Annotated in this window: 23 protein-coding genes; 12 read left to right on the plus strand and 11 right to left on the minus strand. The window is 73.6% G+C overall.

The features are described 5' to 3' along the window. Positions 1-2: 2 nt before the first annotated feature. The 3 genes from AMY39116_RS45005 to AMY39116_RS0314885 all read left to right on the plus strand — a co-directional run bounded on the left by AMY39116_RS45005 (position 3) and on the right by AMY39116_RS0314885 (position 1,076). Entirely contained in the window at positions 3-176 is a 174-nt protein-coding gene (locus AMY39116_RS45005) for a CBS domain-containing protein (RefSeq protein ID WP_020418433.1), read from the plus strand. A 57-nt stretch (positions 177-233) separates the two neighbouring features. After that, a complete protein-coding gene (locus AMY39116_RS0314880) occupies positions 234-605 on the plus strand; it encodes an anti-sigma factor antagonist (protein ID WP_020418434.1) in 372 nt (123 codons plus the stop codon). Between the two features lie 150 nt (positions 606-755). Further along, on the plus strand, positions 756-1,076 hold the full coding sequence (locus tag AMY39116_RS0314885; RefSeq protein ID WP_020418435.1) for a hypothetical protein: 321 nt from the start codon (positions 756-758) through the stop codon (positions 1,074-1,076). Between the two features lies 1 nt (position 1,077). Here AMY39116_RS0314885 and AMY39116_RS0314890 read toward each other — a convergent pair whose 3' ends face one another. The 3 genes from AMY39116_RS0314890 to fabG are packed head-to-tail and all read right to left on the minus strand — an operon-like array spanning position 1,078 to position 3,666. Continuing rightward, positions 1,078-2,112 (minus strand): ferrochelatase, encoded by a 1,035-nt coding sequence (locus tag AMY39116_RS0314890; RefSeq protein ID WP_020418436.1) that lies wholly within the window; start codon positions 2,110-2,112, stop codon positions 1,078-1,080. A 46-nt stretch (positions 2,113-2,158) separates the two neighbouring features. Next, entirely contained in the window at positions 2,159-2,926 is a 768-nt protein-coding gene (fabI, locus tag AMY39116_RS0314895) for an enoyl-ACP reductase FabI (protein WP_020418437.1), read from the minus strand. Between the two features lie 35 nt (positions 2,927-2,961). After that, positions 2,962-3,666 carry a beta-ketoacyl-ACP reductase gene (gene fabG, locus AMY39116_RS0314900; RefSeq protein ID WP_020418438.1) on the minus strand — a complete coding sequence of 235 codons (705 nt, stop codon included), beginning with the start codon at positions 3,664-3,666 and terminating at the stop codon, positions 2,962-2,964. 219 nt (positions 3,667-3,885) lie between these two features. Here fabG and AMY39116_RS0314905 point away from each other — a divergent pair, with 219 nt between their 5' ends. The 6 genes from AMY39116_RS0314905 to AMY39116_RS42870 all read left to right on the plus strand — a co-directional run bounded on the left by AMY39116_RS0314905 (position 3,886) and on the right by AMY39116_RS42870 (position 9,751). Next, positions 3,886-5,196, plus strand: coding sequence for an MFS transporter (locus AMY39116_RS0314905; RefSeq protein ID WP_020418439.1), 1,311 nt, complete (start codon positions 3,886-3,888; stop codon positions 5,194-5,196). Positions 5,197-5,207: 11 nt separating this feature from the next. Further along, positions 5,208-5,864, plus strand: a complete 657-nt coding sequence (locus AMY39116_RS0314910) for a response regulator transcription factor (RefSeq protein WP_020418440.1) — start codon at positions 5,208-5,210, stop codon at positions 5,862-5,864. After that, on the plus strand, positions 5,865-7,253 hold the full coding sequence (locus tag AMY39116_RS0314915) for a HAMP domain-containing sensor histidine kinase (protein WP_020418441.1): 1,389 nt from the start codon (positions 5,865-5,867) through the stop codon (positions 7,251-7,253). A gap of 418 nt (positions 7,254-7,671) precedes the next feature. Beyond that, a complete protein-coding gene (locus AMY39116_RS0314920; RefSeq protein ID WP_020418442.1) occupies positions 7,672-8,616 on the plus strand; it encodes a TAXI family TRAP transporter solute-binding subunit in 945 nt (314 codons plus the stop codon). A gap of 17 nt (positions 8,617-8,633) precedes the next feature. Beyond that, complete coding sequence (locus AMY39116_RS0314925; RefSeq protein ID WP_020418443.1) at positions 8,634-9,050, plus strand: thioesterase family protein; 417 nt, start codon at positions 8,634-8,636, stop codon at positions 9,048-9,050. Further along, a complete protein-coding gene (locus AMY39116_RS42870) occupies positions 9,047-9,751 on the plus strand; it encodes a class I SAM-dependent methyltransferase (protein ID WP_369794312.1) in 705 nt (234 codons plus the stop codon). The genes AMY39116_RS0314925 and AMY39116_RS42870 overlap by 4 nt, the downstream gene beginning before the upstream one ends. Here AMY39116_RS42870 and AMY39116_RS0314935 read toward each other — a convergent pair. Continuing rightward, positions 9,693-11,288 carry an alkaline phosphatase gene (locus AMY39116_RS0314935; protein ID WP_020418444.1) on the minus strand — a complete coding sequence of 532 codons (1,596 nt, stop codon included), beginning with the start codon at positions 11,286-11,288 and terminating at the stop codon, positions 9,693-9,695. The two genes, AMY39116_RS42870 and AMY39116_RS0314935, sit on opposite strands and share 59 nt — an antisense overlap. 107 nt (positions 11,289-11,395) lie before the next feature. Between AMY39116_RS0314935 and AMY39116_RS0314940 the strand changes: the two genes are divergently transcribed. Then, positions 11,396-11,860, plus strand: coding sequence for a tRNA (cytidine(34)-2'-O)-methyltransferase (locus AMY39116_RS0314940; RefSeq protein ID WP_020418445.1), 465 nt, complete (start codon positions 11,396-11,398; stop codon positions 11,858-11,860). On the opposite strand, the gene AMY39116_RS0314945 is transcribed toward AMY39116_RS0314940, so the two are convergent. From AMY39116_RS0314945 to AMY39116_RS0314975, 7 genes are all read right to left on the minus strand, one after another. Then, positions 11,857-12,258 carry a DUF2267 domain-containing protein gene (locus tag AMY39116_RS0314945; RefSeq protein ID WP_020418446.1) on the minus strand — a complete coding sequence of 134 codons (402 nt, stop codon included), beginning with the start codon at positions 12,256-12,258 and terminating at the stop codon, positions 11,857-11,859. The two genes, AMY39116_RS0314940 and AMY39116_RS0314945, sit on opposite strands and share 4 nt — an antisense overlap. Before the next feature lie 61 nt (positions 12,259-12,319). Next, complete coding sequence (locus tag AMY39116_RS0314950; RefSeq protein ID WP_020418447.1) at positions 12,320-15,070, minus strand: hypothetical protein; 2,751 nt, start codon at positions 15,068-15,070, stop codon at positions 12,320-12,322. A gap of 118 nt (positions 15,071-15,188) precedes the next feature. After that, on the minus strand, positions 15,189-16,169 hold the full coding sequence (locus tag AMY39116_RS0314955) for a VWA domain-containing protein (RefSeq protein ID WP_020418448.1): 981 nt from the start codon (positions 16,167-16,169) through the stop codon (positions 15,189-15,191). Beyond that, positions 16,166-17,119: a DUF58 domain-containing protein gene (locus AMY39116_RS0314960; protein WP_020418449.1), complete on the minus strand. Its 954-nt coding sequence runs from the start codon at positions 17,117-17,119 to the stop codon at positions 16,166-16,168. The genes AMY39116_RS0314955 and AMY39116_RS0314960 overlap by 4 nt, the downstream gene beginning before the upstream one ends. Further along, complete coding sequence (locus AMY39116_RS0314965) at positions 17,119-18,189, minus strand: MoxR family ATPase (RefSeq protein ID WP_020418450.1); 1,071 nt, start codon at positions 18,187-18,189, stop codon at positions 17,119-17,121. Before AMY39116_RS0314965 ends, AMY39116_RS0314960 begins: the two co-directional genes overlap by 1 nt. 42 nt (positions 18,190-18,231) lie before the next feature. Beyond that, positions 18,232-18,855, minus strand: coding sequence for a molybdenum cofactor guanylyltransferase (locus AMY39116_RS0314970; protein WP_020418451.1), 624 nt, complete (start codon positions 18,853-18,855; stop codon positions 18,232-18,234). Between the two features lie 99 nt (positions 18,856-18,954). Then, positions 18,955-20,307: an NlpC/P60 family protein gene (locus tag AMY39116_RS0314975; protein ID WP_020418452.1), complete on the minus strand. Its 1,353-nt coding sequence runs from the start codon at positions 20,305-20,307 to the stop codon at positions 18,955-18,957. A gap of 149 nt (positions 20,308-20,456) precedes the next feature. On the opposite strand from AMY39116_RS0314975, the gene AMY39116_RS0314980 reads away from it, so the two are divergent. Both AMY39116_RS0314980 and AMY39116_RS0314985 read left to right on the plus strand, forming a co-directional pair. Then, the gene (locus AMY39116_RS0314980; RefSeq protein ID WP_027935933.1) at positions 20,457-20,897 is read left to right on the plus strand and encodes a hypothetical protein; all 441 of its coding nucleotides are present in this window, start codon (positions 20,457-20,459) and stop codon (positions 20,895-20,897) included. Continuing rightward, positions 20,894-22,282, plus strand: a complete 1,389-nt coding sequence (locus AMY39116_RS0314985; protein ID WP_020418454.1) for a hypothetical protein — start codon at positions 20,894-20,896, stop codon at positions 22,280-22,282. Before AMY39116_RS0314980 ends, AMY39116_RS0314985 begins: the two co-directional genes overlap by 4 nt. Positions 22,283-22,285 lie beyond the last annotated feature (3 nt).

Consider the following 22,285-nt stretch of genomic DNA (forward strand, 5'->3'; position numbering starts at 1 on the left):
TGATGCGGGCCCCGGCGCTGGCCACGCCTGCCGACGCGGACGTCGCGGAGGTGGCGACCGGCCTGGTCGATTCGCACCAGCGCTGCCTGCCAGTGGTCGACCACGGCAAGGTGGTCGGCATCGTCAGCTGGCGCGACCTGCTGACGCACCTGCTGAACGCACGCGCCGCGCGGTGAAAACCCACGCCGGCGCACTGGTGCCGCCCGCGAGCCGTTTGCCAGACTGGTGCGGTGATGGCTGAGCACGGTGCTCCCGGGGGCGGGCCGGGGCGCGAGCAGCTGCGCGTCGGCGTCGACGTCCTGGACCGCGAGGTCGTGGTGCGCGTCGCGGGCGACGTGGACCTGGAGAGCGCCACGCACCTGGAGCAGGCCCTGACCGAGTCGGCCGAACGGATTCCGCCGGTGCTGGTCGTCGACCTGACCGGCGTGGAGTACTTCGGCTCCGCCGGGATGCGGGTGCTGGTCGGGTTGCAGCAGCGCTGCGGTGGCGCCACGCGCGTCCGGGTCGTCGCCTCCGACCAGCGCGTGCTGCGGCCGCTGGAGATCACCGGGCTCACCGAGTTGCTCGACGTCCGCCCCACCGTCGCCGAGGCGCTGCACAGCTGACGGACCCGCTCTCGCGTGCTGTCCACTCAGGACGCTCGCTGGTGGCGTGCGGCCCGTGCGCCTGGTGGATCAGCGCCCGGCCGACGAGCGCGCCGGAGCGGTCCATGGTTTGATCACCGCGTCTCCAGTCCGGACCGCAGGGGGAACCTCATGGACTACGTGGACCCGGCCCGCAACCTCATCTCGTTCACCACCGGCGCGGGCGCGGTCTTCGCCGAGTCCGCGCCCGCGCAGGCCGTCGACGCCTTCCGCCAGGCCTGGGAACGGGTCTCGGCGGACCACGGCGTCGAGGCGGGCGACGTGACCCGCATCGAGGCCTACTGGCAGCCCGCGCACTGGGACGAGCGCTACCTCACGCGCACCTTCGGCGACGTCGAGCTGGAGTACGTCTTCCCCCGTCCCGACCCGGGCGGCTGGCACACCGCGCTGGACCGGGCGCGGGAAGTCCTCGACGAGGTCGCCGCGGGCTGACTCAGCGGGCCGGGCGCTTCACCGGCTCGCAGCACCCGACCGCGCACGGCGCGCCGTTCACGGTGCAGCCGGCCGGCGGGAAGTCCGACAGCTTCCGCGCCGGCGCCTGCGCCAGGTGCTCGCGCACCAGCTCCACCACCAGCTCCGCGAACCGCGGGTCGCCGTTCGGCGTCGCCGCGCGGGCGAAGCCCATGCCGTGCTCGGCGGCGCGCTCGGCGGCCTCGTTGTCCAGGTCCCAGATCACTTCGAGGTGGTCGGAGACGAACCCGACCGGGCACACGACGACGCCCTGGACACCGGCGGCGTGCAGCGCGTCGATGTGGTCGACGATGTCCGGCTCCAGCCACGGCACCTGCGGCGGCCCGGACCGCGACTGCCACACCACGTCGTACTCGGCGACCCCGGCCTGCGCGGCCACCAGGCGCGCGGCTTCGTGGATCTGCCGCGAGTAACGCCGCCCGCCCTCCTCCGGCGGCCCGGCGGCCTTGTCCGCGCTCTCCGGCACCGAGTGCGCGGTGAACACGACCCGCCCGCCGGGCACCTGCTCCAGCCCGGCGCGCAGCGCGTCGGCGAAGGCGCCGACGAACAGCGGGTGGTCGAAGAAGTGCCGCAGCTTCACCAGCTCCGGCGCGCCGTCACCGACCGCGGCGCGCGCCCGCTCGATGTCCTCGTCGTACTGGCGGCACGCCGAATAACCGCCGTAGGCGCTGGTCGGGAACACCAGCGCGCGGCGCACCCCGTCGGCCGTCATGCGGGCGACGGTGTCCTCCACCATCGGCTCCCAGTTGCGGTTGCCGAAGTACACCGGCAGGTCGATGCCCTGCGCGGCCAGCTCCTTCTCCACCGCGGCGATCGCCTCGCGGTTGAGCCGGTTGATCGGCGACACGCCACCGAAGTGCTGGTAGTGCTCCGCGACCTCGAGGAGGCGTTCGCGCGGCACCCCCCGTCCCCGGGTCACGTTCTCCAGGAACGGCATGACGTCGTCCGGTCCCTCCGGACCGCCGAAGGACAGCCACAGCAGCGCGTCGTAACTCACGGTAAGAGATTCTGCCGCTGTGGCCGCCTTCACGCCCGCTCAGGGGTCAGAGTCCGAGCGCGTGCACCCCGCCGTCGACCCAGATCATCGAGCCGGTGGTGGCAGGCAGCCAGTCCGACAGCACGGCGCAGATGGTCTTCGCGACCGGCGTCGGGTCCTCGGCGTCCCAGCCCAGCGGGGCGCGGTCGCCCCAGCCGCCCTCCAGCTCGCCGAAGCCCGGGATGGACTTGGCGGCCATCGTCTTCACCGGGCCCGCCGCCACCAGGTTCACCCGGATGCCCTGCGGGCCCAGGTCCCGCGCCAGGTACCGGTTGACCGACTCCAGCGCCGCCTTCGCCACGCCCATCCAGTTGTAGGCAGGCCACGCCACGCGCGCGTCGAAGTCCATGCCGACCACCGAAGAACCACGCGACAGCAGCGGCAGCAGCGCCTTGGTCAGCGACATGAACGAGTACGCCGAGACCTCGACCGCGACCGAGACGTCCTCCTTCGGGGCGTCCAGGAACGGCGCGCCCAGGCAGGACTGCGGCGCGAAGCCGATCGAGTGCAGCACCCCGTCCAAGCCGTCGACGTGCTCCCGCACGCGGTCGGCCAGCGTGTCCAGGTGCTCGGTGTTCTGCACGTCCAGCTCGATCACCGGCGCCTCCTCCGGCAGGCGCTTGGCGATGCGCTCCACCAGCGAAAGCCGGCCGAAACCGGTGAGCACGACCTTCGCGCCCTGCTCCTGCGCGGCCTTCGCCGCGTGGAACGCGATCGAGCCGTCGGTGATCACCCCGGTGATCAGCAGTCGCTTACCTTCCAGAAGTCCGGCCACGCCAGTCCTTTCGGTGTCGGTTCGGGAGAAGAGGGTCAGTGGCCCATGCCGAGGCCGCCGTCGACCGGCAGCACGGCGCCGTTGATGTAGCCCGCCTCGTCGGAGGCCAGGAAGCGCACCGCGGCGGCGATGTCCGCGGTGTCGCCGTAGCGCCCCGCCGGGATCTGGTTCAGCGCCGCGTTGCGCTGGTCGTCGGTCAGCGCGTTCGTCATGTCGGTGACGATGAACCCGGGCGCCACCACGTTCGCGGTGATGTTGCGCGACCCCAGCTCGCGGGCCAGCGACCGCGCCATGCCGACCAGGCCGGCCTTGCTCGCGGCGTAGTTGACCTGCCCGGCGCCGCCGGAGAGGCCCACCACGGACGAGATGAAGATGAACCGGCCCCACTTGCCGCGCAGCATGCCGCGCGAGGCGCGCTTGGCGACCCGGTAGGCGCCGGTGAGGTTGGCGTCGACGACCCGGGTGAACTGGTCCTCGCTCATCCGCATGAGCAGCGTGTCGTCGGTGATGCCGGCGTTGGACACGACCACCTCGACCGGGCCCTGGTGCTCCTCGACCTGCTTGAACGCCGCGTCGACCTGCTCGCTGTCGGTGACGTCGGCCTGCACGCCGAACAGGCCCTCCGGCGCGCCGGACCCGCGGTGCGTCACCGCCACCTGGTGCCCGGCCTCGGCGAGGCCCCGGGCGATGGCCAGGCCGATGCCGCGGTTGCCGCCGGTGACCAGTACGGACCGTCCCACGTGACACTCCTCGTTCGAGTTCCCTCAGTTGCCCGGTGAGGTTATCCGGCGGCCCGGAGGCGGGGCAGCACCGCCCGGCCCACTACCTGGAAGTAACCCGGTGAGCCCGGTCACGAGGCGTGCCGGCTTAAGGGACTGTTAGGTCTGCGCGCACTCCCTTGTCCGCGATGGCCCCCGCCACCGAACGTGGTCCGCGGTCATGAGACAAGGGAGTTCCTGATGACGACTGGCATCGACGCCGGGGCGGACCGGCGCGCCGGGCGCCGCGTGGTGAGCAACATCCTCCGCGGCTCGGTCGGCAACCTGATCGAGTGGTACGACTGGTACGCCTACACCGCGTTCAGCGTGTACTTCGCCGCCACCTTCTTCCCGAAGGGCGACTCGACCGCGCAGCTGCTCAACACCGCGGGCGTGTTCGCGGTCGGGTTCCTGATGCGGCCGCTCGGCGGCTGGCTGCTCGGCCGCTACGCCGACCGCTTCGGGCGGCGCTCGGCGCTGACGCTCTCGGTCAGCCTGATGGCCGCGGGCTCGCTGCTGATCGCGCTGACGCCGGGCTACGCCTCGATCGGCATCGCAGCGCCGCTGCTGCTGGTGCTGGCGCGGCTGCTGCAGGGCATCTCGGTCGGCGGCGAGTACTCCACCTCGGCGACGTACATGTCGGAGGTCGCCACGCGCGGCAAGCGCGGCTACTACTCCAGCTACCAGTACGTCACGCTGATCGCGGGCCAGCTGGTCGCGCTCGCGGTGCAGATCCTGCTGCAGCAGGTGCTGACCACCGAGCAGCTGGACAGCTGGGGCTGGCGGATCGCGTTCGGCATCGGCGCGTTCGGCGCGCTGATCGTGTTCTGGCTGCGCCGCGGCATGGACGAGTCGGCCGACTTCGAGGCCGCCAAGGCCGACCGCGACCGCGCCGCGCACGGCACGCTCAAGGCGCTCGCCAAGCACCCCAAGGAGGTCGCCCTCGTGGTCGGCCTGACCATGGGCGGCACGCTGTTCTTCTACACCTACACGACCTACCTGCAGAAGTTCATGGTCAACACCAGCGGCATCAGCAAGCCGAACGCGGCGTGGATCAACTTCTTCGCGCTGGTGGTGTTCGTGCTGCTGCAGCCGCTGTACGGGGCGCTGTCCGACCGGGTGGGCCGCCGTCCGCTGCTGATCGGGTTCGGGGTGCTGGGCACGCTGGTGACCGTGCCGTCGCTGACGCTGCTCTCGCACACGCGCAACCCGGTGTTCGCGTTCGTGCTGATGGTGGTGCCGCTGGCGATCAGCGCGCTCTACACCTCGATCAGCGCGGTGGTGAAGGCCGAGCTGTTCCCGACCAACATCCGCGCGCTGGGCGTCGGGCTGCCCTACTCGGTCGCGGTCGCCGTGTTCGGCGGCACCGCCGAGTACATCGCGCTGTGGTTCAAGCAGGCCGGGCACGAGTCGCTGTTCTTCTGGTACGTGACCGCGGTCGTGTTCGCCTCGCTGGTCATCTACGTGCGGATGCGGGACACCAGCAAGGACTCGGCGATGGACCGCCCGTAGTGTGTAGGGCCGTGCGCGTGTTGCTGGTCGAGGACGACGACGGGGTGGCCGATGCCCTCGTCGACTCGCTCGGCGCGCACGGCCACCAGCCCACCCGGGTGCGGCGCGGCGAGGACGCGCTGCTCGCCCACCGCGACGCCGACCTGGCCCTGCTCGACCTCGGCCTGCCCGACCTGGACGGCCTGGAAGTGCTGCGCAAGCTGCGGGCGGTGAGCACGCTGCCGGTCATCGTGCTCACCGCGCGCGGCGACGAACGGTCGGTGGTGCGCGGGCTGCGGCTCGGGGCGGACGACTACCTGGTCAAACCGGTGCGGCTGAGCGAGCTGCTGGCCCGGATCGAGGCCGTGACCCGGCGGGCCGCGGCCGCGCGGCCGGAACCGCAGGTGGTCGTCGTCGGCGACATCGAGGTGGACCTCGGCGCGCGGCGGGTCGTGGTGGGCGGCGCGGAGGTCGAGCTGACCGCGAAAGAGTTCGCCGTGCTGGCGGCGCTGGCGCGGCGGGCGGGCACGGCGGTGAGCAGGCAGCAGCTGATGGACGAGGTGTGGGGCGACGCGTACGTGGCGGTGTCCCGGTCTCTGGACGTGCACCTGACGCAGCTGCGGGCGAAGCTGCGGCGGCCGGAGCTGCTGACCACGATCCGCGGGTTCGGCTACCGGCTGGGCGCGTAGGTGCGCACCCGGGTCCTGGCCGTCCTGCTGGCCTTCGTCGTGCTCGCGACCGCGGGGTTCGCGCTGCCGCTGCTGACCGTGACCGCCACCGAGCGCACCCAGCAGCTGCTGCTCGCGCGGACCGCGGACCTGGACCGGTTCGCGGCGCTGGCCGACCAGGCGGTCGCCGCGGGTGACGCATCGGCGCTGCGGGCCGAGGTGACGCGGTACACCGAGCTGTACGGCGAGGGGATCGTGGTGGTCACCACCCGGCGCGCGCCGGTGGCCGAGACCGGTGGGCTGAGCGCGTCGGACCCGGTGGTCGCGGAGCTGGTCGACGCCGCGTTGCGGAACCAGCCGAGCCAGCCCGCGGCGACCGTGCGGCCGTGGTCGCGGACGCCGGTGCTGCTGGCGCGGCCGGCCGGGACGGGCACGAAGGTGTCGGGAGCGGTGGTGCTGCGGGCGTCGGTGGCGGCGGCCGCGGCGGACGTGGGCCGCAGCTGGTTCGCGGTCCTGGCCGGGGCGGCGCTGGTGACGCTGGCCGGCGCCGGGCTCGCGCTCGGGGCGACGCGGTGGGTGCTGGGCCCGATGCGGCGTTTGGACCGCGCGGTGGGCGACCTGACCGCGGGGCTGCGGCCGGTGCACGCGGACCTGGCCGGGCCGCCCGAGCTGCGGCAGCTGACGGCGGGTTTCAACCGGATGTCGGACACGGTCACGGCGGCGCTGGACCAGCAGCGACGGCTGGTCGCGGACACCTCGCACCAGATGCGCAACCCGATGACGGCGCTGCGGTTGCGGGTCGACGCGCTCGGGTCGTCGCTGCCCGCGTCGGCCAGGCGGACGTACGAGGGCGCGGTCGGGGAGCTGGACCGCCTGGAGGCCCTGCTGGACGACCTGCTGACCCTGGCGGCGGCCGAGCACCGGGCGGGCGAGCTGGCCGTGTCCGGCGAGGGCGCCTCGTGTGACGCGGCGGCCGTGGCGGAGGCGCAGGTGCACCTGTGGCAGCCCGCCGCGGAGCGGGCCGGGGTGTCGTTGCGCTTCACCGGGAGCCCGGCCCACGCGGCGGCGACGGAGGCCGAGCTGGCGCAGGTGCTGGACGTGCTGCTGGACAACGCGCTGAAGTACGCGCCGGGCACGGAGGTCACGGTCTCGTGCGGGGCCGAGGGCGCGTGGGTGGTCGTGTCGGTGGCGGATGCCGGGCCCGGGCTGTCCGCGGAGGAGCTGGCGCAGGCGCAGGCACGGTTCTGGCGCGCCGAACGGCACCGGAACCTGCCCGGAACGGGCCTGGGCCTGGCCATCGCCGAGCGCCTGACGGCGGGCCGGGGCGGCCGGATCGAACTCCGGGCCGCGGAGCCGCACGGCTTGGTGGTGCGGGTGCTGCTGCCTCGCGCGGAGGTGGGTGCGTCGTGAGCACGCTGCCCGCCGAGGCCCGCCACGGTCTGCGTGCCGAGGCCGGCCACGATGGTGCACTGGCCACCGCGGCCGCGACACGGCGTGGCACCCCGCCACCCGCCGCCAGGCCAACCACTCCCGGCAGCCTACGGGCCGCCGCGGGCGAATCTCGCCGCCCGGCGGCACTCACCGCACTTCCCGCGCCTGCCGCCGGGCGCGACGCGCCACCCGCAGCCTGCCTCGCGCGGCGGAACGCGCCGCCTCGCGGCGGTCAGCAGGGTCCGCGGCGCGCGCCGCACGGGTGCCCCGGGCGGGGCCGCATGACCATCCAAGCCACACTCCCGGCCACCGGCCGGGCCGGAGTCGTGCCGCCGCCGGCGCGCGGTCTTGCTCCCGGAAGTACCGCCCCCAACCGCCGCCCCAGCGGAGCCGCGCCATGACCAGCCGCCGCAGCCTGCTCCGCGCCGGGATCGCCGTCGCGGCCACCGGGGCCCTCCTCGGGGCCGGCGCCCCGCCCCGTCCCGGCGGGCCCACGGGAACGCTGCGCATCGCCACCGGGGAGGAAGCCGGGTTCTACCTCGCCTTCGGCCAGCTCCTCGCCGCGGAGCTGAACGCCGCCCACCCCCGCCTGCACACCGTCGCGCTGCCGACCGAGGCCAGCGTCGCCAACCTGGAGATGCTCGACGCCGGCGCGGCCGAGCTCGCCCTCAGCCTCGCCGACATCGCGGGCGCCGCCACCGATGGCGCGGCCCCCTTCGGCCGCCGCATCGAGGTGTGCGCGCTCGGCCGCGTCTACGAGAACTACCTCCAGCTCGCCGTCCGCGCCGACTCCCCCATCACCTCGGTCGCCGGCCTCGCCGGGCGCACCGTCTCCCTCAGCGCGCCCCGCTCCGGCGCGGCCGTCCTCGGCGAGCGGCTCTTCGCCGCGGCCGGGGTCGCGATCGTCGACCGGCACCTGCCGATGCTCGAAGCCGGCGAGGCCCTCCGCCAGGGCCGGATCGACGCGATGCTCGTCTCCGGCGGCGTCCCGCTGCCAGTTCTGTCCACATTGGACAATGAAATCGGCATCCGCCTGCTGCCGCTGGCCCCCTACCTCCCCGCGTTGCGCGGCCCCGGCCAGGAAGCCGTGCGCGTGCCCGCCGGCGCCTACCGCTCCCCCGAGGTCGACACCATCGGCGTGGCGAGCCTGCTCGTCTGCCGCCCGGACCTGCCCGCCGACGTGGCCGCCGCGGTCACCCGCGTGCTCGTGCAGCGGGCCGCCCAGCTGGTGCCCGCGCAGGCTGTGGCGACCCAGTTTCTCGATGTACGTTCGCTGATCGGAACCGGTACCGTTCCCCTGCACCCCGGAGCCGTGGCGACCTACCGCGCGTTGCACGGCTGAGCGAGGAAGGAGCACCGGTGACCCAGTCCCGCCCGCCGGTCGTGGCCATGCCGCTGCGCGTCCGCTTCCACGAGTGCGATCCGCAGGGCATCGTCTTCAACGCCCACTACCTGGCCTACTTCGACATGGCCTCGTTCGAGTTCTTCAAGGCGATCTTCGGCTCCTACGACGCGCTGCGCGACCAGGGCGTGGACTGCGTGGTGGCCGAGTCGAACCTGCGGTACCGCGCGCCGAGCCGGTTCGACGACGAACTGGTCGTCGAGGTCGCGATCGACCACCTCGGCACGACCTCGATGATCCTGGCGTTCACCGTCCGCCGCGGCGACGACCTGATCGCGACCGGCACGAACCGCTACGTGTTCGTCGACGCCCGGACCCTGGCCAAGGCCGCGCCGCCGGAGGACGTGCGCGCCAAGCTGCTGGCCCACACGTGAGCGAACCCGCCTTCGTGCGGGACACCCGCGCGGCCTACGACGCCATCGCCGGCGAGTTCGCCGAGTGGATCCGCGACGAGCTGGCGGTCAAACCGCTCGACCGCGCCGTGCTCGCCGCGTTCGCCGAACTCGCCGGCGGTCCGGTGGCCGACGTCGGCTGCGGTTCCGGCCGCATCACGGCGCACCTGCGGGGCCTCGGCGTGGACGCGTTCGGCATCGACCTGTCCCCGGAGATGGTCGCCGTGGCCCGGCGCACCCACCCGGGCGTCCACTTCGAGGTCGGGTCGATGACCGCGCTCGACCTCCCCGACGGCAGCCTCGGCGGGCTCGTGGCCTGGTACTCGATCATCCACGTCCCGCCGGACACGCTGCCCGCGGTGCTCGCCGGGTTCCGCCGGGTCCTCGCGCCCGGCGGCTGGCTGCAGCTGGCGTTCGGGGGCGGCGACGAGCCCGTGCACCGGGACGAGGTCGGCGGGCACCGGGTGAGCCTGGACTTCCACCAGCGCCGCGTGGACGAGGTGGCCGCCCTGCTCACCGAGGCCGGGTTCGAGGTGCGCGCCCGGCTGGAGCGCGCGCACCGGACGAAGCGGGGCCGTTCCCCGAAACGGCCCCGCAGGCGTTCGTCCTGGCCCGGCGGCCCGCTCAGGCCTCCTGAACGCCCGGCCGCCGGTCCTCCACGACGTAGCTGGCGCGCGTGCTGATCGGCGCGCCCGGCGTCGTCACGTACGGCACGACCCGGAAGTCGCTGCGCCACCGCTGCCGGTTGACGTTCACCCGCACGTAGCCGCGCTGGGCGTTGAAGAACTTCATGTGCGGGTTGGCCGCGAGGAAGTTCGTGCCGTCGGTGTTCATGTCCGCGCCGTCGCCGCCGCTGGTGATCGAGGTGCCGACGAACTCGCTGCCGACGGTGGCCGAGCCCGGGTCGGCGTAGTCGCGCTTGAGGTCCCAGGCGTAGTTCTGGTGCCGGTCGCCGGTGATCACGACCAGGTTGCGCACGTCCCGGTCCTGCGCCGCGGCCAGCACCTTGTTGCGCTCGGCGACGTAGCCGTCCCACGGGTCCAGCCACACGTCCACCGGCGCGCCCGGATCGCGGTCGGTCTGGCCCATCGGCGCCTGGTTGCCCAGCACCTGCCAGCGCGCCTTCGACCGGGAGAACCCGTCGATGAGCCACTCCCGCTGCTGCGGGCCGAGCAGGGTGCGCTCCGGGTCGAGTCGCTCGGTGCAGGTGGCCGAGTTGCCGTCGCCGCAGGGCTGGTCGTCGCGGTACTGGCGGGTGTCCAGCATGGTGATCTCGGCCAGCTGCCCGTAGGACAGGCGGCGGTGCAGCCGCACGTTCGGCCCGGACGGCATCTGCGTGTGCCGGTAGGGCAGGTTCTCGTAGTTGGCCTGGAACGCCTGCGCCCGCCGCTGCCGGAACACGGCCGGGTCCTGGTCGGGCTCGGTGTCGGCCTGCGAGATGTCGCCGGCCCAGTTGTTCTCGACCTCGTGGTCGTCGATGGTGTGGATCCAGGGGAAGCGGGCGTGTGCGGCCTGCAGCGGCGCCTCCGCCTTGTAGAGCGCGTACTGCAGGCGGTAGCGGGCGAGGTCGAAGGTCTCGGTCTTGAACTTGTCCTCGACGGTCACGCCGCGCTTGTTGGTGCCCACGCCGGACTCGTACAGGTAGTCGCCGAGGTGCACGACGAAGTCCAGGTCCTCGGCGGCCATGTGCTCGTAGGCGGTGTAGTAGCCGTCCTGCCAGGCCTGGCAGGAGGCGAACGCGAAGTTCAGCTCCCGCGGCGACGACCACAGCGCCGGGGCGGTGCGGGTGCGGCCGACCATCGAGATCTCGCCGCCGACGCGGAACCGGTAGAAGTACTCGTGGTCGGGCGCCAGGCCGGAGATCTCCGGGTGCACCGAGTGGCCCAGCTCGGGGGTGGCGATCGCGCTGCCCCGCCGCACCACGGCGCGGAACCGCTCGTCGTGGGCCACCTCGTACTCGACCCGGACCGGGACCGCGGGCATCCCGCCCGCGCCGTCGGCGGCGAACGGTTCCGGGGCGAGCCGGGTCCACAGCACGACTCCGTCGGGGGCCGGGTCGCCGGAGGCGACGCCGAGCGTGAACGGGTTGGTCCCCTTGACGGGGCTGGCGTAGGCATTCGCCGCCGTCCAGGCGCCGGTGCCGAGCAGCACCGCCGCGGCTCCCGCCCCGCTGAAGCCGAGGAACCGGCGGCGGGACAGGTGGTTCGGGCGCACGACCATGTGAGGTCCTCCTGTGGTGGGATGGGAGCACCAGGATGCTCACGGCCGGACATGGCCGTCAGCGTCCGGACGGGCGAACCACAGGTGAACGGAAACGATCAACTCGAATGTTCCGGATTCTCTTCTACCAGCCGGAGATCCCGCCCAACACGGGCAACGCGATCCGGCTCGCGGCCAACTCGGGCTGCCAGCTGCACCTCGTCGAGCCGCTGGGCTTCCGGTTCGAGGACAAGCACCTGCGCCGCGCCGGGCTGGACTACCACGACCTGGCCGACGTGCACGTGCACCCGGACCTGGACAGCGCGTGGAAGGCGCTGCTGCCGGCGAACGTGTACGCGTTCAGCGCCGGCGCCACCCGGTGGTACACCGAGGTGGCGTACCAGCCGGGCGACGTGCTGCTGTTCGGGCCCGAATCGTCCGGGCTGCCCGCGGAGGTGCAGGACGCCCCGCAGGTCACCGACCGCGTGCGCGTGCCGATGAAGCCGGGCGTCCGCTCGCTCAACCTGGCCAACACCGCCGCCATCGCGGTGTTCGAGGCCTGGCGGCAGCAGGGTTTCCCCGGCGGCGTCTAGCGGTGCTCGTTCACCGGCGCCGTGGATAGCAGGTCGTCGCGGTAGTCGGCGGGCAGCTGCTGCGCCAGGTCGTCGAACTCGCCCTCGCTCACGCCCGCCTTCAGCGCCGCGACGACCGCACGGGCGTGCTCGCGGGCGCCGTCCTGCGTGCAGCCGTGGCCTTCCGCGTCCATGACGCGCCGGTAGAACTCCTCGACGCCGAACGACGCGCCCTCACCGGTCTCGGGCAGCGCCTCCTTGATGCCGGCGGGCAGCTGTCCGGCCAGGTCACCGGGCTCACCGCCGGCGAGCCGCTGCCCCAGCACGGTCAGGGTCGCGCGGGTGGCGTCGGCAGCGTGCCCGGCGTCCTCCAGCCCGGCGGTCCGGCGCACGGCGGCGACGATCTCCTGTTCCTTCATCACACCTCCCGGTGAACTCGTCTCCGCAAGGCGCATACCCGGCCGCCGCGGGCCTGACACGTCACCCGGCCTCCGGGGGCGTCACCGCCTCCAGCCCCCACGCCTCGCGGAACGCGCTGACCGTCAGCCACGCCAGCCGGGCGTTCACCGCGAACAGCTGGCGCACCGAGGTGAGCGTGTCGAAGGAGGCGTCGCCTTCGCTGTCCCGGCCGCGCGCCAGCTCGGCCTCGCCGAAGCCGTCGCCGAAAACCTCCCGGATCGTGCCCAGGTAGTAGAGGTAGCCGAGGGTTTCGAGCTGGACCCGGCGCAGGCCCTCGTCGTCGCCGGGCGAGACGGGCGGTCGCGTCGCCGCCTTCAGCAGGACCGGCGCGTCCGGCACGGCGTGCGCCTCGACGTGCCGGACCAGCTCGCTGGCCCGCGCGTGGTCGTACGCCTCGCGTGCGACGACTGTGCGCAGCCCGGCGAGTTTGCCCTTCAGGTCTTCGTCGACCACCCGGCGGCACACCGCGTCGAGCGCCCCGGGCTCCGCGGTCACCAGCCGCGCGACGCGGATCAGCTCCCGCGGCAGCCCGCCGGCCAGGCAGTGGCAGAGGCAGACGAACGGCTCGGGCAGGCCCAGCACGCGGGCGCCGAGCACGGCGCTGGCGTCCGGCAGGCGCAGGTGGTCCAGCCGGAAGATCATGTCGAAGGCGCTGTCGAACGCGTCCCGCACCGGCAGCCCGCGCCGTTCGAACGACGCGAGCGCGTCCTCCGACACCGACACCAGGAACAGGAACCCGGGGACGTCCAGGTTGAACAGGGCCTTGACCTCGTTGACGAAGTCCTGCGCCTCCTCCGGGGAGAGGATCTTGTCCAGCTCGTCGAGCACGATCACCACCGAGGGCGTGGCGATGTCCGGCAGGCGGGAGACGCAGTCGATCGTGGTGCGGAGGAACTCGCCGAACTCGTGCACGATCTGCGGGTAGCTGCGCGGCTGGCGGGTCAGCTCGCGGGAGTCGCTGAGCCCGGTCTCCGCCCCGAACAGCAGGCCGACCTTGCCCGACCACCCCGAGGTGTGCTTCTGCTGGAACTCGATGCCGTCCAGGGTTTCCCTGGCCAGGTCCCGCAGTCCGGGCAGGTCCCGCGGCCTGCGGGTGAGGGCGGGCGCGGGCGCCGGCGTGAACCGGCGCCGCCGCGCCAGGTACAGCACGGTCATCCCGGCCAGCACGACGACGAGCGGCCACCACATGGCCGACAGCCAGCTGCCGAGGTCCTGGCGCGGCCCGTTGACCGCGGCCGCGCCGACGAACCCGACCACGACCCACAGGACGACGGCGGCCAGCAACGGCGCGGCGGGCCGCAGCAGCGCGAGCCGCTCGGTCCACCGCGGCGGCCGGTCCTTGATCCGCGCGGCGCAGAACCCGAGCACCTCGGCGCAAGTGCGCGCGAAGAGGTGGAGGACGAACTCGCGGGCGTCGTAGCGCACCGGGACGCTTTCCAGGACCACGATGTGCTGACGGCCCGCCTCGAGGAACCGGCCCGCCTGGTAGGCCTCCAGCAGGGTCGACTTGCCCGCGCCGCGCGGCCCGGCCACACCGATGGCCCCGCCGCTGATCCCGCTGGTGAGCCGGCGCAGCCGGGTGAACGCGGCGGTGTCGACGATGCGGTCGCCCGCGCGCATCAGCCCGAGGCCGGCGCGGTTGAGCTCCGGCAGCACCGTGCTGAACGACGGGTTCACCGCCTCGTTCAGGTGCCGAGTGACCGCCGGGAGCACCGCGCGCATCGCCGCGGACAGCCAGTCCCGCTCGGCCTCGCCGACGCGCACCCGCAACGCGTCCCGCGTGGCGGTCCACTTCGCACTGCCGCGCCGGTCCGGGTCCTGCGACAGCCGGGCGGGCACCAGCCCGGGGCTCAGCGACAGCGGGCCGCCCAGCACGAGGACCAGCAGGGTGACGCCGTCGGCGAGCAACCACACCTGCCAGTCCGGCCACGGCAACGGAATCACGTGCGACAACAGGAGGTAAGCCGCCACCGCGGCCACCGCGGCGGTGAGCGTGGTCCGCGCGACCACCGGCGGCGGGATGCGGCGTCCCGGCTCCTCGTCCTTCTCCGGGCTGAAGGTCGCCAGGCACGCCGTCAGGAGCACGAACCCGGCGGCCAGCCCGGCCAGCACCCACACCACGGTGGCCCAGAACGGCCCCATCGCCGCCTTCGACGACGGCCACAGCCGCCACAACACCAGCAGAAAGGTCGTCGCAATCGCGGTCGTCACCGGGAAGCCGGCGCCGGCCCGGGCGGGCTTGCCGGCGAACCTCGTGCCTGCCCTGGCGATCAGCCGGTGGGCCCAACGCAGCGAGAACCCGCCCACCACCGCCCCGGCCAGGAAGATCCAGAACCGCGCGCCGCCGCTCAGCGAAGTCTGGCCGAGCTGCCAGGCCGCGAGCGGGAACACCAGGCCCGGCCACATCGCGGCGCCGGTGAGCGCGTGGCCCTTCCGGTCCCGGGCCGACGGCGTTCGCACGGCCGGGGTGGCGTCGCGTTGCTCGTGGTCGGCCAGCGCCTGCCGGGCCAGCCGCAGTCCCGCGATCTCCGGGTTGGTGTACCGCAGGATGCCCTGGCTGCCGCGCAGCACCGCCGACCGCACGTGCGCCCGCACGCCCGCCCGGTCGGCCTCGGCCACGCGACGGCCGAACTCGGTGGCGACCGAGGGGTCATCCAGGGCTACGTCGACGAGGTCCGGCAGGCGATCGCGGAGTTCCGAGACCAGCGCATCCGGGACGGCGCCCGCCGTGTCGCCCGGTGCCCCGGCGGACGCCTCGTGCAGTGCGGTCATGATCGAGCACTGTATCGGCGCGCCGACCGGACGGCCCGCGTTTCGGCGGATCTACGCCCCGACGGTCCGGCTGCGGCTGGCCCGCCGGCCGCGGCACCAACCTCACCGCACAACCCGCCTAGGGCAGGCGCTGTCCCACGAACAGCGACGTGCCCGCGGCGGCGACGAGCGCCAGCGTGCCGAGCAGGACCCACGGCCTGCTGGCGTCGGCTTCCTTCATCTCGTAGCCGATCTGCTCGCCGAGGTCGGCGTAGACCTCCTTGAGCTGCTCGGCCGAGCCCGCTTGGTAGAACTGCCCGTCGGAGAGGCGGGCGACCTCCTGCAGCGAGCCGTCGTCGACGTCCACCGGCACCTCGCGGCCGTCGATCTCGACCGTGCCGTGGCTGGTGCCGAAGGAGATCGTGGAGATCGGCACCTGCTGCTTGCGCGCCTCCTGCGCGGCGGTGAACGCGCCGCGCGGCGCGTACAGGTCGTCGGGCACGGTCTGCTTGCCGTCGCTCATCAGCACGATCCGCGCGGGCGGCGGCCCGTCGGCGCCGCCGACCACCGCCGAGAAGCCCTGGATCGACTGCAGCGCCGCGTAGATGCCTTCGCCGGTCGCCGTCGACTGGGCCAGCTTGAGGTTGTCGATCGCGCTGACCACGCTCTGCCGCTGCGTCGTCGGCGCCACCAGGACCGTCGCGGTGCCCGCGAACGACACCAGGCCCAGGTTGATGCCGGGCGTGAGGCCCTGCGCGAACTGGGTCGCCGCGTCCTGGGCCGCCTTGATGCGGGACGGCTTGACGTCGGTGGCCTCCATGGACAGCGACACGTCCACCACCAGCATCACCGTGGCGCGGTTGCGCGGCACCTTCTGCTCGGCGGTCGGCCCGGCCAGCCCGACGGTCAGCAGCAGCAGCGAGACGATGATCAGCGCGGCCGGCACGTGCCGTGGCCAGCCCTGCGAGCGGGGCGCGATGCGGTCGAGCAGTTCGAGATTGGTGAACCGCATGGTGCGGCGCCGCCGGGCGCGCTGCGCCAGCACGTAGCCGACCGCGACCGCGGCGACCACGAACAGCAGCAGGAACCACCAGGGCGCGCTGAATCCGGAGAGGCTCACGCGACGCCCCCGCTCCACCGCCGCTTGCGTGCCACCACGAACCGCACGGTGTCGGCGATCCAGTCGGAGTCCGTGCGCAGCACCAGGTGCGCCGCGCCGGCTTGCCGCAGCGCCCGCGCCACCTGGTCGCGGTGCGCCTGCGCGGCCGCGGCGAACTCGCGCCGCAGCAACGCCGAGGCCCGCACCTCGCGTTGTTTGCCGGTCTCCGGGTCGGCCAGCACGATCGTGCCCACCTCCGGCAGGTCGACGTCGCGGGGGTCGATCACCTCGATGCCGATGAGGTCGTGCCGCGCGGACAGCGCGCGCAGCGGGCGCTGCCACCCGGTGCCGCCGAGGAAGTCGGACACCACGACGACGAGACCGCGCCGGCGCGGCGGCCGGCGCAGCTGCTCGACCATGGCGGCGAGGTCGCCCCGGGTGCCCTCGGCCGCGCGCGGCATCTCGGCGATCTTGCGCAGCAGGTTGCGGGCGTGCGCGCGGCCGCCGCGGGCCGGGACGCGTTCGGTCTGATCGCCGTTGGAGAACACCGCGCCGAGCCGGTTGCCACCGCCGCCGGTCAGGTGGGCGATCGCGGCGACCGCGCACACCACCAGGTCGCGCTTCTCGGACAGGGCGGTGCCGAAGTCCAGGCTCGCGGACAGGTCGGCGGCCACCCACGTCTCCAGCTCGCGGTCGGCGACCGTCTCGCGGATGTGCGGCTCGGTGGTGCGGGCGGTGACGGCCCAGTCCATGCGGCGCACGTCGTCGCCCGGCTGGTAGGGCCGCGCCTCGCCCGGCTCGGAGCCGGGGCCGGGCACGAGACCGAGGTGGTTGCCCTGCAACAGGCCGTCGAGCCGGCGGCGCACCTCGAGTTCGAGCATGCGCAGGCCGGCGTCGAGCCGTTCACCACGGAGCACGGGCGGCGCCCACGCGGGCCGGGCGCTGCCGTCGCCGGTGTTTCCCCTGGCCACTACCGCCCCGGGGTCCCGTTCGGCAGCGGCTGGGCCGGACCGCCCTGCGGCCGGGCCGAGACCTGCGGCAGCGGCACGGTCTGCAGCACGCGGGTGATGATGTGGTCCAGCGGCACGGCGTCGGCGAGCGCGTCGTAGGACAGCACGAGCCGGTGGCGCAGCACGTCCGGCACGACGTCGACGACGTCCTGGGGCAGCACGTAGTCGCGGCCGCGGACGAGCGCGAGCGCGCGGGCGGCGGCGATGATACCGAGGCTGGCGCGCGGCGAGGCGCCGTAGGACACCCAGCCCGCGACGTCGGTGAGGCCGTGCTCGGCCGGGGTGCGGGTGGCCAGCACCAGGCGCACCACGTAGTCGACGAGCGAGTGGTGCACGAACACCTTCGCGGCGACGTCCTGCAGCCGGACCAGCTCGGCCGGGCTGAGGACCTCGTGCGGCTCCGGCGGCGTGACGCCCATCCGGTAGATGATCTCGCGCTCCTCCTCCGCGGAGGGGTAGTCGACGATGATCTTGAACAGGAACCGGTCGCGCTGCGCCTCCGGCAGCGGGTAGACGCCCTCGTTCTCGATCGGGTTCTGGGTCGCGAGCACCAGGAACGGGTCGGGCATCGGGAAGGTCTTGCCGCCGATGGAGACGTGCCGTTCGGCCATCACCTCGAGCATCGCGGACTGCACCTTGGCCGGCGCGCGGTTGATCTCGTCGGCGAGGACGAAGTTCGCGACGACCGGGCCGAGCTCGACGTCGAACTTCTCGCTGCCCTGACGGTAGATGCGGGTGCCGAGGATGTCGGCGGGCACCAGGTCGGGCGTGAACTGGACGCGCGAGAACGAGCCGCCGACGACGCGGGCGAGGGTCTCCACCGCGAGGGTCTTCGCCACGCCGGGCACGCCCTCCAGGAGCAGGTGCCCCTTGGCCAGCAGGCCCACCAGGAGCCGCTCGACGAGCCGGTCCTGCCCGACGATCACCCGCTTGACCTCGAACACGGTGCGCTCGAGCAGCTGCGCGTCCCGCGCGGGGGTCGCGGACTGCTGTTGCCCGTTCGCGCCCTCCGGGTAGCGGGGCTCGGTCACGGTTCCCTCCTCGCTCACGTTCACCTCTGCGCTGCGACCGTACTAGCCGGCCGGGCGCGGGAGGTCGCCACGGTAGTCAACTCGCTCAGCGGTGTGACGACTGTGAACTGCCGGACGGCGTCCGGCCAGGCGGTCGAGGTCCTGCGGCGTGTCGACGTCGGCGCACTCCCCCGGCGCGGCAGGCACCTCCACGATCGCGAGGTGGCCGAGCACGCGGCGCAGGGCAGCCCCGTGCGGTTGGGCAGGCAGGGCGGCGCGCAGGCTCGCGGTGCGCCACACGCCGATGAGCCACTGGCGGCGGCCGGTGTCGTCGGTGAGCAGGGCGCCGTCGGCGTCGCCGAGCGCCGCGGCGAGCCGCTCCACTGTGGACGGTGTGACGCCGGCCAGGTCCCCGGCGAGCAAGACGACGCGGCTCGCCGAGACGTGCCGGAGCCCCGCGGCGACGGCGGCGACCGGCCCGCCGCCCGGCGGGTCCTCGCGCGCCCAGCGCACTCCGGTGATCCCGTCCCGGGCCGGCCCCACCACGACGACCGGATCGGCGCCGGCGACCGCGTCCAGCGCGCGGCGCAGCAGGGGGCGCCCGCCGACCGGCAGCATGGGCTTGTCCACACCGGACATCCGGCGCGCGGAGCCTCCCGCGAGCACGACGGCGGCCAGGTCGGTCACGCCGCCCAGGCTATCCCGGCCGTTCGGACGCGGCCGGGGTGTGTCTCACAGAGGTTGCGGCTGGTGGCCGGCGCGCCGACGGCGGGCTTCGACGCGCCGCTAGCCGACCAGGCGCGTCGCGAACGGCATGATGTCTCCGTAGCGCACCCGGGTCACCCGCACGGTCAGCCCGGACTGCGGGGCCTCGATCATCATCCCGTTGCCGAGGTACAGCGCCACGTGGTGGATGCCGCCGCGGCCCCAGAACAGCATGTCCCCGCGCCGCATCTGCGCCAGCGGCACCCGCCGCCCGGAGGTGTACTGGTAGCCGCTGTAGTGCGGCAGCGCCTTCACCCCCGCGAAGGCGTAGATCATCAGCCCGGAGCAGTCGAACCCGACCTTGCGGTAGTCGCCGTAGGCGTCGGCCACGCCGCCGTCGCGGATGCCGCGAGTGGGGCCGTAGGCGTTGCCGCCACCCCACGCGTACGGCACGCCGAGCTGCGACATCGCCCGCGCGACGACCCGCTCGATCGTCGCGGACGCCGAACCCGACGCGACCGGCGGCGGCGACGGCCTGCCGGCGTTCCCGCCGCCGCTGGACTGCGAGTTGGACGCCTGCGCCGCGGCCAGCGCCGCCTGCCGCGCCTGCTCCTCGTCCTCGCGCTGCTTCTGCGCGAGCCAGTCCTCGTAGCGCTGCCGCTGCCCCTGCAGCCCGCTGACCCGCTGCTGCGCCTCGAACAGCTGCTGCTCGACCGTGGTCTTCTGCGCCACCAGCTGCGCGTTCTGCGCCGCCTGGTTCTGCTGGGCCTGTACGGCCACGGCCTGCGCGGAATCGGCGGTGATCTTCGCCCGCGCGGCCTGGTCCTGCGCCTGCTGGGCGAGCTGCAGCGCCTGGCGCGCGGCGGCGTCCTTGTTGGACTTGTCCGTCTGCGCCTGCTGCATCATCTCCAGCGCGTTGAGCTGGCTGCCGCTGACGGCTTCCAGCAGCTGGGCGCGGGCCAGCAGGTCCTTCGGGCTGCTCGCGCCCAGGTAGGCCGAGATCGACCCCATGGTGCTGCCCTGCTGGTAGCTGCTGGAGATGAACGCGTCGAGGTTCGCCCGAGCCGCGTCGATCTGGGCCTGCGCGGCGTCGGCCTCGCGCTTGGCCGCGTCCGCGTCGCGTTGCGCCTGGTCGGCCGCGTCCTGCGCGGCCTGCAGGTCGACCAGCGCCTTGTTGGCCTCTTCCATGCGCAGCTCGACCGTGCTCTGCAGCTCGTCGAGCCGCGACTCGGCCTCGGCGAGCTGGTTGGTCAGCTGCCCGACCTCGCCGGCCTTGGCGTCGGCGTCGCGCCGGCTCGCGCTGATCTCGGAGTCGCTCGGGTTCGGCGGCGGTGGCGGCACCGCGGCGGCCGGCCCGGTCGCGATCGACACCACCACGAGCGCCAGCGCCCCGGCCCCCAGCCAGCGGCGCGCTCTCCGGCCCTGGTCACCCACGCCCTCGACTCCCTCCCGCGGACACACTTCCCCACTGCATCGCGAACTGTGCCACCCGAGTCACTCGCAGACCAGGTGTCACACGCGGCACAGCTGCAACTTTCACCCCAACCGGGGATCCTCCGGGCGTTCCGGCGCGTCGGAGGAGCGTGCAGAGATCGCGAGTCGGCCCCGCCGTGGCCACGCTGGGCCTGGCCCTGGTGGTGGCGGGCACCTTCCTGCCCTGGTTCCGGTCGGGGTCGGTCAGCCGGAGCAGCTACGCGGCGGCCGGGCTGGCCGACCGGCTGGCGCTGCTCGACGACCCGCTCGCCGGCACGGCGCTGCGGGCATGGGTGGCCGTCCCGGCGCTGGCGGCGGCGTGCCTGGTGCTGCTGGTCTGCGGTCTGGCGCGCACCGGCGCAACGTTGACGGCCCTGCTGGCGATTACCGGGGGAACCGTCGCGCTGATCGCCACCGTCCAAGCGGGCGGAACCACGGGGGTGGTCTCCGTCGCCCTGGCCGGGCCGGTGACCACGCTCTGCGGTTCCGCCCTCGCGCTGGCCGGCGCGGTCGGCACCTTCATCACGGCGAGAGCAGGTAGAACACGGTGAGCACGCCTCCCCAGGACGGTCAGTGGCCGTACCAGCAGAACCAGTACCCCGGGCAGCAGTACCCGCAGCAGCAGTACCCCGGGCAGCCGTACGGCCAGGGGTACCCGCAGCAGCAGTATCCGCAACAGCCGTACTCGCAGCCCTTCCAGCAGCTGCCGCCGCAGCAGCCGCCGAAGCGGGGCCGCCGCGGCCTGATCATCGGGCTCGTCGTCGCGCTCGTCGTGCTGCTCGGCGGTGGCGGCACGTGGTTCGCACTGTCGCAGCGGAATTCGATCGCCTCCGGCGCGGCCACCCCGACCGAGGCGGCGCGGAACCTGGCGACCGCGCTGAGCGGCAGCGACGTGGTCGGCATGGTCGGCGCGCTCGCGCCCGCCGAGGCGAAGCTGCTCACCGAACCGATCGGGCAGACCACCGACGAGCTCAAGCGCCTGGGCATCCTCAAGCCGGACGCGAACCCCGAGGCGCTGACCGGGATGCAGGTCAAGGCCGAGAACCTGACGTTCGACGAGGCGGGCGCGGAGCAGGTCAACGACCACCTGACGATCACCAAGCTCACCGGCGGCACGATCACCGTCACCGCCGACCCGTCCAAGCTGCCGCTGTCGGACAAGCTGATGGAGCAGATGCCCGCCGGCGAGGGCCCGCAGACCGAGACGATCGACATCGCCGACGAGGTCGCCGACTCCGGCGAGCCGATCCGCATCGCCACGGTCAAGGTCGACGGCGAGTGGTACCCGAGCCTGCTCTACACGATGGCCGACTACGCGCTGCGGGACGCGAACGAGCAGTGGCCGTCCACCTCGATCCCGGCGCGCGGCGCGAACAGCCCGAACGAGGCGGTCAAGCAGCTCGTGCAGGCCGCGCTCGACGCCGACGTCACGCGCGTCATCGAGCTGCTGCCGCCGGACGAGATGGCGGTGCTGCACGACGCCGGCCCCGCGCTCGTCGCCGCCGCGGCCGAGGACGCCGAGCCCAGTGGCGCGAAGCTGCTCGACCTGCGGACCGAGACCTCCGAGGTGCCCGGCGGCACCCGCGCCACCGTCACCCACGTGCAGATCCAGGGCCCGGACGGCGAGACCTACACCGTGACGAAGAAGGGCGACTGCTACGAGGCGACCGGTGCGGGCCGCACCGAGGAGCTGTGCGCCGACTACCTGGCGGACACCCTCGAGGACGAGGTCGGCTCGTCGGTGCCCGAGGAGGTCACCCAGGTCCTGCAGCACCTGTCGAGCGGCATCCTCGGCCAGGGCCTCGGCGTGATCACCACCGAGGTGGCCGGGCAGCACTACGTCAGCCCGCTGCGCACGTTCAACGAGCTGGGCCTGACCGTGCTGCGCAGCCTGCAGCCGGAGGACATCACCGCGCTGCTGCGCCTGGCGGAGTAGCGC

The sequence above is a fragment of the Amycolatopsis sp. ATCC 39116 genome, assembly GCF_000231075.2.
Taxonomy (GTDB): Bacteria; Actinomycetota; Actinomycetes; order Mycobacteriales; family Pseudonocardiaceae; genus Amycolatopsis_E; species Amycolatopsis_E tucumanensis.

Excerpts from the sequence above, each read along its gene's own strand:
- AMY39116_RS45005 (WP_020418433.1), top strand. The coding sequence starts at position 3 with ATGCGGGCCCCGGCGCTGGCCACGCCTGCCGACGCGGACGTCGCGGAG.
- AMY39116_RS0314880 (WP_020418434.1), top strand. The coding sequence starts at position 234 with ATGGCTGAGCACGGTGCTCCCGGGGGCGGGCCGGGGCGCGAGCAGCTG.
- AMY39116_RS0314885 (WP_020418435.1), top strand. The coding sequence starts at position 756 with ATGGACTACGTGGACCCGGCCCGCAACCTCATCTCGTTCACCACCGGC.
- AMY39116_RS0314905 (WP_020418439.1), top strand. The coding sequence starts at position 3,886 with ATGACGACTGGCATCGACGCCGGGGCGGACCGGCGCGCCGGGCGCCGC.
- AMY39116_RS0314920 (WP_020418442.1), top strand. The coding sequence starts at position 7,672 with ATGACCAGCCGCCGCAGCCTGCTCCGCGCCGGGATCGCCGTCGCGGCC.
- AMY39116_RS0314935 (WP_020418444.1), bottom strand. The coding sequence starts at position 11,288 with ATGGTCGTGCGCCCGAACCACCTGTCCCGCCGCCGGTTCCTCGGCTTC.
- AMY39116_RS0314940 (WP_020418445.1), top strand. The coding sequence starts at position 11,396 with ATGTTCCGGATTCTCTTCTACCAGCCGGAGATCCCGCCCAACACGGGC.
- AMY39116_RS0314945 (WP_020418446.1), bottom strand. The coding sequence starts at position 12,258 with ATGAAGGAACAGGAGATCGTCGCCGCCGTGCGCCGGACCGCCGGGCTG.
- AMY39116_RS0314950 (WP_020418447.1), bottom strand. The coding sequence starts at position 15,070 with ATGACCGCACTGCACGAGGCGTCCGCCGGGGCACCGGGCGACACGGCG.